Annotated in this window: 10 protein-coding genes; 2 read left to right on the forward strand and 8 right to left on the reverse strand. The window is 35.1% G+C overall.

Annotated elements, in window-relative coordinates:
* Nucleotides 1-112: 112 nt before the first annotated feature.
* The gene (locus JF76_RS09455) at nucleotides 113-1,576 is read left to right on the forward strand and encodes a glycoside hydrolase family 1 protein (RefSeq protein WP_045928811.1); all 1,464 of its coding nucleotides are present in this window, start codon (nucleotides 113-115) and stop codon (nucleotides 1,574-1,576) included.
* A gap of 30 nt (nucleotides 1,577-1,606) precedes the next feature.
* Complete coding sequence (locus JF76_RS09460) at nucleotides 1,607-3,457, forward strand: glucose PTS transporter subunit IIA (RefSeq protein WP_045928812.1); 1,851 nt, start codon at nucleotides 1,607-1,609, stop codon at nucleotides 3,455-3,457.
* A gap of 99 nt (nucleotides 3,458-3,556) precedes the next feature.
* Here JF76_RS09460 and JF76_RS09465 read toward each other — a convergent pair whose 3' ends face one another.
* From JF76_RS09465 to JF76_RS10455, 8 genes are all read right to left on the reverse strand, one after another.
* Entirely contained in the window at nucleotides 3,557-4,462 is a 906-nt protein-coding gene (locus JF76_RS09465; RefSeq protein WP_045928813.1) for a Nif3-like dinuclear metal center hexameric protein, read from the reverse strand.
* A gap of 18 nt (nucleotides 4,463-4,480) precedes the next feature.
* Nucleotides 4,481-5,338: a PRD domain-containing protein gene (locus JF76_RS09470; RefSeq protein WP_045928814.1), complete on the reverse strand. Its 858-nt coding sequence runs from the start codon at nucleotides 5,336-5,338 to the stop codon at nucleotides 4,481-4,483.
* An 11-nt stretch (nucleotides 5,339-5,349) separates the two neighbouring features.
* Nucleotides 5,350-5,766 (reverse strand): PTS sugar transporter subunit IIA, encoded by a 417-nt coding sequence (locus JF76_RS09475; protein WP_045928815.1) that lies wholly within the window; start codon nucleotides 5,764-5,766, stop codon nucleotides 5,350-5,352.
* 1 nt (nucleotide 5,767) lies between these two features.
* Nucleotides 5,768-6,589 carry a PTS system mannose/fructose/sorbose family transporter subunit IID gene (locus JF76_RS09480; protein ID WP_045928816.1) on the reverse strand — a complete coding sequence of 274 codons (822 nt, stop codon included), beginning with the start codon at nucleotides 6,587-6,589 and terminating at the stop codon, nucleotides 5,768-5,770.
* Complete coding sequence (locus JF76_RS09485) at nucleotides 6,582-7,379, reverse strand: PTS mannose/fructose/sorbose/N-acetylgalactosamine transporter subunit IIC (RefSeq protein ID WP_045928817.1); 798 nt, start codon at nucleotides 7,377-7,379, stop codon at nucleotides 6,582-6,584. The genes JF76_RS09480 and JF76_RS09485 overlap by 8 nt, the downstream gene beginning before the upstream one ends.
* A 2-nt stretch (nucleotides 7,380-7,381) precedes the next feature.
* A complete protein-coding gene (locus JF76_RS09490) occupies nucleotides 7,382-7,876 on the reverse strand; it encodes a PTS sugar transporter subunit IIB (protein ID WP_045928818.1) in 495 nt (164 codons plus the stop codon).
* Nucleotides 7,877-8,021: 145 nt separating this feature from the next.
* Nucleotides 8,022-9,104 (reverse strand): alpha/beta hydrolase, encoded by a 1,083-nt coding sequence (locus JF76_RS09495; RefSeq protein WP_045928819.1) that lies wholly within the window; start codon nucleotides 9,102-9,104, stop codon nucleotides 8,022-8,024.
* Between the two features lie 157 nt (nucleotides 9,105-9,261).
* Nucleotides 9,262-9,614 (reverse strand): TSUP family transporter (locus tag JF76_RS10455; protein WP_045928820.1); only part of this gene is annotated, 353 nt, incomplete at its 5' end.

Below are 9,614 nucleotides of genomic sequence, written 5' to 3' on the forward strand. Positions count from 1 at the left end.
CTTAATGAATATGATAAAAAATAAAACTGTTAATGATATTTAAATGATTTACAACTCCAATTATTATAGCATTGTAAGCGGTACAAAAACTTAGAAAGTGAGTTAAATAAATATGAAGAAAAAAGATTATGATAAAAATTACCTGCTTGGAGGAGCAATTGCATGTTCTCAAGCAGACGGAGGCTTTCAAGAAGGAGGCAAAGGAATTTCTACGCAAGATTTACGCTACCTAGATCCTAGCTGGACACCTGAGCAAATTGAAGATAAGCACCAAAATAATCCTTTTTCACAAGAAGAATTTGATCAAGCTTTAAAAGATCAGGGAACAAAATATTATCCCCTCAGAAGAGGTATTGATTTTTACCATCATTATAAAGAAGATATAAAAATGCTGGCAGAAATGGGATTACAAATTTTTCGTACTTCAATTTGTTGGTCAAGAATCTTTCCTAATGGTGATGACCAAGAACCAAATGAAGAAGGAATCAAATATTATCGTGATATGTTTACTGAGTGTAAAAAATACGGCATAAAAGTTTTTGCCACAATGATTCACTATGACATCCCCGTTAATTTGGTCATAAAATACGGTGGCTGGAAAAACAGAAAAATTATTTCATTTTTCGAAAAATATGTAACTGTTTTATATAAAAGATTAGGTGACTTGGTAGATTACTGGTTGCCGTTCAATGAAATAAACGCTGCTAAGTTTTCCCCTTGGGATGGGGTTTGCCTAATACCCGGTACAGAAAAAAACATGGACCAGGAGATTTTCCAATGCTTACATCACCAGTTCTTATGTAGTGCAAGAGCGGTACAACTTGGACGAGAACTTGTGCCAGGAAAACTAGTTGGCGGTATGATTGCCCGTTTCACTACTTACCCCGCTACTTCAAAGCCAGAAGACAATTTGCAAGCCATCCAAGATGACCAGTATTCAAATTGGTTTTACTTAGACGTTTTAGCAAGGGGCTATTATCCAGAATACATGAAACGTTATTTTGATAAAATCAACGTTCACATTCACTTTGAGCCCGGTGATAAAGAATTATTAAAAGACGGAACTGTTGGCTTTGTTTCCTTCTCATACTACTTTTCACAAGTATCTACCAATGATGATAATTGGGAACAAACAGCAGGCAATCTGATTATGACTAAGAAAAACCCTTATCTAAAGGAATCCGAGTGGGGTTGGCAAATCGATCCTATTGGCTTAAGGTTCACTCTTAACCAAATATATGATCGCTATCACCTACCAATTATTGTTGCAGAAAATGGTATTGGTGCCCATGACGAATTGACTTCAGATCACAAAGTACACGACGATTACCGCATCGCATATCTTAGTGCCCATATAGATCAATTAGATGAAGCTGTAAAAGATGGCGTAAATTTAATTGCTTACACCATGTGGGGCATAATCGATATTGTTTCTTGCGGTCCGTTAACCATGGATAAACGATACGGTGTAATCTATGTTGATTTAGATAATGGCGGTAAAGGCACAGGAAAAAGATACAAAAAGGACTCACTTTACTGGTATAAGAACAAGATTAAAGAACATATCAACAATTAATCTCGTTAGTACCAGAAAGGAAAATTTATAATGGAAAAGAAGGAGTTAGCAAAGAGTATAATTAATTATCTGGGTGGAAATAATAACATCAATAACTATTGGCATTGTGTTACTAGGCTTAGATTTACTATAAAAGATGCTAGCAAAGCAAAATTAGCAAAAATTGATAATTTACAAGGCGTTCTTGGAACTACTATCAAAAGCAATCAATATCAAATAGTAATTGGTCCAAACGTGGATTCAGTTTTTGCAGAAATTGAGAAAATCCTAGGTCCTCAGCAAAGCGATAATAGCCAAGATCAAGGTAAACACAAGTTTAAAATCACTGGAAAAGTAATTCTAGATGTCATTTCAGGAGTTTTTCAACCAATTTTACCGGCATTAGTTGCAGGAGGCATGCTAAAGGGGATTTTGGCAATAGTTCTAGCAATTTCACCAGGACTCGAAAAAAACACCACAATGGCCCTATTTAATTTAATCGCTGATGTTCCTTTTTACTTTTTGCCATTCTTACTGGCAATTTCATCAGCACGCAAATTTAAATTAAATGAATTTCTCGGTATTTGTATGGCCGGTGCATTGCTTTATCCGACGTTTGTTGCCAAAATAGCTAGTGGTCATTCTGGATTGACATTATTCGGCTTAAATATTCCAGTATTTAACTACGCCTCTTCTGTTTTTCCAGTTATTTTAGGCGTGGGATTAATGGCCATTATTTATCACTTTGTTGACCGCTTTATACCCGACGTATTAAAGTTGGTAGTAGTTCCTGCCATAACTTTAATTACTGCTGTGCCAATTGCAATGTGGATTTTAGCGCCACTAGGAGCATATGGCGGTCAGTATCTAGCTGATGGCATAGTATGGTTATTCCATAAAGCAGGTTTGTTAGCAGGATTTTTATTAGGATTTTTCATGCCATTAATCGTTTTAACAGGTATGCATCAATCAACATCTCCTATTCAAATTCAGAACATCGCTACATTAGGTTATGATTACTTATTGCCAGTGTCTTTTGTACACAATATGGCCGAATCCGGAGCAGCTTTTGGCACTTCTTTAAGAATGAAAAATAAAGAATTACGTGCCGCAGGATTATCTACCAGTTTCTCTGCTTTCATAGGCATTTCTGAGCCTGCTCTTTATACAGTTAATGTAGTTCATAAAAGTTCCATGTTAGCAGCAATGTGTGGTTCCGGAGTTGGTGGCATGCTAACCGTTTTACTTGGTATTAAGTGCTATGCATTTGTAATGCCCGGCATCACTTCTCTGCCAGTTTATGTCAAGTCAGGTCAAGGTTTTACCAATGCTTTGTTAATGATTATCTGCTTAATAGCAGCTTTCTTAACTAGTGCTCTAGTGGCAGTAATTTTGGGTGGAAAAGTTGCTAGGGAAAATGATACAAAACCAACTTCTACACAAAGCATGACTTTTTCTACTCCTGCTGCTGGAGTTGTAATTCCATTGGAAGATGTAGCTGATTCGGTTTTTGCCAGCAAAACGATGGGTGACGGTTTTGCAGTTAAGCCTTCTGAAGGCAGCATCTATGCTCCAGTTTCAGGTAAAGTTACTATGTTGGCTGAAACAAAACACGGAATCGGTATTACCACAAATAATGGACTAGAAGTTTTAATACATTTAGGTATTGATACAGTTGAACTAAAAGGCAATCCCTTTAAGCTCTTTATTAAAGAAGGCGATGAGGTTGTCTCTGGTCAAAAAATTGCATTCATGGATATTAAGCAAGTTAAAGATAGTGGCAAGGATCCAACTGTCATCGTGGTAATTACAAATTCAAAAGACAAGGTTAAAAATATTAAATACACTCTGACAAATAAACCTGCCGCAGATTTCGACGAGGTAATGTCTGTGCAATTATAAAATTTAAATATACACCAAAAACGTGATTCTGTTTTCATAGCAGGATCACGTTTTTAATTTGCTATTTATAATTGATAGAGATAATTGATAGAGAATTAATCAATTTTCTGAAATAAAATGATACATATCACCAGATTGGACAAATTTAACTGGTATTTCTAAACTTTTAATAGCTTGTGGCAACCATTTCTCCATGTAGCGCATCCCTGCCTCTTCTGTGTTGAAGTGTCCAATTTGAACAATTGTCTTATTCAATCCCAACATGTTACTGTCCCTAATGTACTCTGCCAACGTAAAATCAATCATTTCCATCGTTAATATACAATCAATTTTTTCTTTATTAATTAAGTTAATAGTTTCATTGGCATCACCTAGATTATGAAAGGGAATAATAGCTTTTCTTACAGGAGTATCAGGTGCCCCTTCAATTCGGCAACCATTTAAGTGCAACTTGGTTAACAAATGATGTGAAATGCTTCTTGCTGTAGTACCAACTGGAAAATCAAAGTAGAATGGAATGCCATTAAAGTTTTTCATAAACTTTGTCCAACCAAGTTCTTGCGCATAGCCATAAAAAATACCATCTGCCCACCCATCAGGACTTTCACTAGCCGGAATACCTGAATGTAGATGATCATGGTCTCTTCTCACCACGATTTTATATTGATCTAATAGCTCCTTCTTTTTTGCGAAAGTTTCATTGTGATTTTCTTTGAGCCAGTTTGTATGATCGCCATGATTCCAAAACATTGCCTCATGACAAATAATTAGATTGGCTCCGATTTCATGAGCTTTCTCAACTACTGCCACACTGGGCCAACAAGTAGTAACAACACCTGTGCATTCGTCATTTAAGTGCTTTTGTCCATAAAGAATTTTATCTCTATCAGTATCATGTCCCAGCTTAGTTAGCTTTCCAGTTATTTCTAGTCCCTCAAATTCTTTGACATCTATTTCACCTCGCTCATATTGAATTAGATTATCTATTACATTTGCAATTTTCATTAGTTTATCCCACCTCATTTATTCATCTTGTGAACTATTTTCTACCTGCTTTAAATGAATAACTAAATAAAGACGCTCACTGCTATTTAATTTATAATCCATTTCCTGGAAAAAGTAATCTTGTACTTTTTTAAGAGTTCCTTTTAATTCTGGAGACTGTTTTAAAAAGGAATCTAATATCTGTTTATTATCTTGAGACTTATCATTTAAATACGTATTATTGGTTTGAATTTGTGAAATCAAAAATTTCAAGTGAACTGTCAGCCTTTCAAGTGCTGTTGGCTTAGCAGGATAGCCTAAATCCCTGATAATAATTTGCAATATTTTGCTTAAATGTAATGTAACGTAATTTTTATTTGTCTGCTGTTCCTCGTTAATAGGACTAATTTCATTTTCAACAAAGTGAATTGCAATTAAACTGGTTTCACCAGATGCTAATTTAACATTAAAGGTGGCATTGATCCTTTTAACACTTTCTTTAGCCTCCTCATATTCAAGGGGATAAACATTTTTGACACTAGTCAAAGATGAAATATTGTTATTACTATTCCTTTTAACAGCAAAATAGATATGATCGGCTAAACTAATAATCAAAAATTGATTAAACTTAGTTCCCAATTTTTTCTCTGCATGATCAACAATATTCTTTGATACTGCTAAATATTCAAGTGGTACATTTTCCAGTAAATTTGATAATGAATTAAGCCATTCTGGATCCTTAATATTCTTTATAAAAGTCTGAACACCTTTGCCCTTATTAATTTGATCTCCAGGTTGCTTTTTGAAGCCAATACCTTTACCAAAAAGAATAGCTTGTTGATGATTTTTGATATTAACCAGAACAACATTATTATTAAAGGCTTTTACTACTTCCATAACTTTATTTCCTATTCATCATCTGATTCATTTTCACTGTTATAATCATTCATATATACAATCTGGTTTTTAGCTTGGGCTATTAATTCTTGGATTTTTTGCTTCTTTAACTGCTTACTTGGATCAAGTATAATTGACAACACTAAAGCCAAATTAACGCCAGTAATTACATTGACATTTTCTCTTTTGATTAATTGTGAACAATTCTGATTGACACTGCCACCTAATAAATCAGTTAACAAAAATACTTGATCTTGTTCACTAAAATCACTTATTAATTTTGTGAGTTCTTGGATTGGAAATTCATTTTTACCATCTTCATAAGCACAAAGATAATGGATATTTTTAATATCACCCGCAAAAAATTTAACCGTTTCAGCCATACCTTTTGCTAAAGTTTTATGTGAAATAATTACTATTTGTTTCATATTAAGCCTTTAAAATTCCTAATGCAGCACCAACCATGGCAATAACAATTACCATTAAAATTAATGTGGTCATTTTACGTCCTTTTTTTAACATCCAATATAGTAAAGCCGTCAATAATACTGGTAATAATCCTGGCATTAATTGGTCTAAAATATGTTGCCCTGTAAGTGTCACACCAGCCTGACTAAACTTCAATGCTAATTGAAAATTGATTGTGGAAGGAACAATTGCACCGATTACGGCAATTCCCAATACTGAAACAGCATCTGTTAATGCAGAAAGTTTATCACTCATATTGGTCATTAAAGCAGTTCCAGAGTCATAGCCAACATTATATAAGAATGAACGTAAGAAAAAGAATAAAATATAAACGGCTAAGTATATCCACATGCCAACACTGTTACCATGCTTACCCATTGAAGCGGCAATGGCACCCAACACAGTTGGAAATAGTACCCAAATTAAGGTATCACCGATACCTGAAAAGGGTCCCATTAAAGCAGTCTTTAAATCCTGAACTGCTTGCAAAGATTTGGTTTTGCCTTTCTCTTCAATTGCCAAAGTTGCTCCCGTGATAATCGGAGACATCCATGGATTGCAATTATAAAATTTGAATTGATTATCAATAGAAGCCTGTAAACCATCCGGATCATCTTGATAAATTTTACTAAGTGCTGGGAACAATTCCCAAACCAAAGTCGCTGCAAAGCCGCTATCGTAGTTATAAGTACTAATCGCTAGATAATGCCTTCTCATAGCTCTCCAAATATCTTTTTTGGTTAAAACTCTGCCTTCTTTTTTAGTTTCAATTTCTTTATTCATCTTCCATATCCTCCTGTGTCAACCCATTTGCGTTAGTAACCGAATTATTATTGCTATTAGTTTTTGCATAATTCATAAAAGTTGGAATCGCACCTGCAGCACCAATTAATGCTACCCCCAAGATTGGCATCTTTAGATATGCAGTTAGTGCAAAACCAACTAATAGCCAGTAGCCATATTTTTTAAGTGGCATATAAGTTAAAAGCATAGCCATACCAACTGCTGGCAACATTCCTCCAGCAACATTGAGACCAACCGTAAACCAGGCTGGCATGAAGTTTAAAATACTTGTAACAACGGTTTTACCAAATAGTACTGCTATAAATACAGGTACTGCTGATTCTAAAGGCATTAATGCAGTCATAACTGGGATGAGAAGACGCATTTTACGGTATTGTCTTCTATCAGCAAGTTCATGAGCTTTATTGGTAATAAACGAGTTCAAAATTTTAAGTAAAACATCCAACTGAATGCATATCATCCCTACAGGGACTCCAAGTGCTAGTCCAGCAGCCATTCCTTTTCCCGTACCAATCGCAACCGCTGTTGAGATTATTGCAGCTACTGCATAATCAGGTGTAGAACTGCCTCCTAAAGCTGCTACACCCAATGACATTAACTGAATAGTTGCACCAACAACCAGTCCCATTTGAAAATCTCCTAGTATTGCGCCAACAACACAAGACCAAAACATATAGTTTGCTGGAATGATTTGCGCGGTCTCAAAATCCAGCCTTTGAATATAAGCTATTACAGTAATTAAAATGATCTGCCAAATAGTAAATCCCATAATTATGCCCCTGCTTTCTTACTTTTTAAAACTTTTGCTACATCAACACTGTCATCTTGAGGGACGTATTGAGAAACTATTTTACATCCCTTGTTAAGTATTGCTTGATAAATTTCAACTTGTTCAGGCTTAATATATGCTCTTTTTGTTACCTTTATTGCATTATCAAATGTCAACGTTCCACCTAGAACCAACTTGTCAATTTTTTCCCCCTGCTCTAACAAATCGAGAAAAACTTCAGGTGTTTGCGAGATGATAAAAACTTTTTGACGATCATACTTGTGATTACTAAAATTTTCTAGAGCAGTCTTCTTTGTGATAATTGACACTGCCATACCAGATGGTCTTCCCAGTCTCATTGCCTGCTTTTTTTGTGGATCATTTGCCACATCATCGTCTATTACCATCACTCTTGTAGCACCAGAGTCCGGTGCCCAGCTAGTTGCAACGATACCATGAAGTAATCTGTTATCAATTCTTGCTCCTATAATTGCCATGTTTTTTCCTCCTAAAAACAAAAAACCAAAATAAAGATTCATGATATACTTTGCAAATACATCATCATCAATATTTTGGTTTCGCCAGTTTCTAAACTGTTACGATCCTTTATTCACTTATACTTATTATATTATCAGCTTTATTTTAGTCATGCAAGCGCTTTTTTATTATTTTAGCTATTTCAATACACATATCTTCAGCCTGTGGTTCTGTACCAAAAAAGTTTAAACTACCATGATCACATCCCATATATTTGATAACATTTATGTCGACATTGTGTTGTAAAGCTTGTTTGATAAACTCTTCCGCTACTAACGTAATCAAATCGTATTGATTCAAAATAAAAGTAAGCGGTGGTATCTTACTCCAATCCCTAATATTAAAAAGATCAACCACCTCATCTCTAGGATCTAATTTGTAATGTAGATAGTTGCTTTCAAAGCCAGCCAAAGAACTTAGCATTCTGCGAACTCTATTTTTAACATATTGCTCATCTGCTGGACAAACATCAAATTTATTCCAATCATAGTATGGCTCCATATTATTATCTATAGCCGGATATAGTTCTATGGCCCGGGAAATAATTGAGGTGTCCTTCATTAAAACAATACAAGAGTTAATCAATCCACTGCCTGCACTGTCACCTGCCAAGACCAGCTTTTTACTATGTGATCCAAGTTTTTCGTGGTTACTTGTTGCCCATTTAATGATACCTAATGCATCATTAATTGCTGCTGGATAAGGATTTTCTGGAGCCAGCCGATAATGGGGAAAGATGACTGTCGTTTGTGCCTGTTCAGCAATATATTTCATTTGCTTACCAAATTCTTCTATTTTACCGGTCATATAAGCTCCACCATGAAAATAAACTAAAATGGGATTGTCAGGGTTTGCATTTTCAGCTTTAAAAATAAAGGTATCAATGTAATGGTCATTATCAATTTCAACTAATTGTTCTTCTTCAATTACCTTACTAGTTGTTAAATCATAGGTAATATTTTCTGGACGATTGCGGTCAAAATTTAGTGAAAATGGTTTAGATCCTATACCCTCATCCATCTTTTTCTGAATAATTTTTTTAACATATGGATCTACTATATTTAGTTTTGTTTCTCCTGTTTGACCAGGTACAGGTTTAACAGTTTCTTTAACGCCATTAATATTTTTTTCAAAAGTCTTCGTCTGTAATTCAGTTATTAAAGACTGTGAATATTGCCTTTGCTCCATGATTGCTCTCCTTTTTTGCATAAAAAAACCGAAAAAGCATACATTATTGTATACTTCTTCGGTTTCGCCAGTTTCTAAGCTGTTACGATCCTAACTAATTTTCAAAATTATATTAACATACTTTTTTTGGTTTGGAAAGCGCTTGCTAAAAAATTATTCAGAGCAACGACTTAACTCCTAATAATACCAGCAAGAAACCAATTGTGGGTTTCATGTAGCGTGTGATTTTAGTTTTAGCTAGAATTTGGGCAAGTCTAGGTGCAATAACAGCTCCAATGATAGCACCGATCATCAAGGGCAACCCAGCAATCCAATCTACTCGCCCATCAGCGATATGAAAGATAGCACCCGTGATAGTCATAAAAACCAGAACATAAGTTGAAGTTGCAATAGCCTGAAAATCTTGTAATCCCAGTAAAAATAAGCCGCCGATAATAACAGCGCCACCGCTCATACCAGCAACGCCAACCATTAAGCCACCTAAAATACCATACATCCCTGCTTGTAGTC

It is taken from the genome of Lactobacillus kullabergensis (assembly GCF_000967195.1).
Taxonomy (GTDB): domain Bacteria; phylum Bacillota; class Bacilli; order Lactobacillales; family Lactobacillaceae; genus Lactobacillus; species Lactobacillus kullabergensis.

What these genes read in the sequence shown, in the direction of transcription:
- JF76_RS09475 (WP_045928815.1), bottom strand. Translation starts at nt 5,766, where the DNA reads ATGAAACAAATAGTAATTATTTCACATAAAACTTTAGCAAAAGGTATG.
- JF76_RS09460 (WP_045928812.1), top strand. Translation starts at nt 1,607, where the DNA reads ATGGAAAAGAAGGAGTTAGCAAAGAGTATAATTAATTATCTGGGTGGA.
- JF76_RS09490 (WP_045928818.1), bottom strand. Translation starts at nt 7,876, where the DNA reads ATGGCAATTATAGGAGCAAGAATTGATAACAGATTACTTCATGGTATC.
- JF76_RS09495 (WP_045928819.1), bottom strand. Translation starts at nt 9,104, where the DNA reads ATGGAGCAAAGGCAATATTCACAGTCTTTAATAACTGAATTACAGACG.
- JF76_RS09455 (WP_045928811.1), top strand. Translation starts at nt 113, where the DNA reads ATGAAGAAAAAAGATTATGATAAAAATTACCTGCTTGGAGGAGCAATT.
- JF76_RS09470 (WP_045928814.1), bottom strand. Translation starts at nt 5,338, where the DNA reads ATGGAAGTAGTAAAAGCCTTTAATAATAATGTTGTTCTGGTTAATATC.
- JF76_RS09485 (WP_045928817.1), bottom strand. Translation starts at nt 7,379, where the DNA reads ATGGGATTTACTATTTGGCAGATCATTTTAATTACTGTAATAGCTTAT.
- JF76_RS09465 (WP_045928813.1), bottom strand. Translation starts at nt 4,462, where the DNA reads ATGAAAATTGCAAATGTAATAGATAATCTAATTCAATATGAGCGAGGT.
- JF76_RS09480 (WP_045928816.1), bottom strand. Translation starts at nt 6,589, where the DNA reads ATGAATAAAGAAATTGAAACTAAAAAAGAAGGCAGAGTTTTAACCAAA.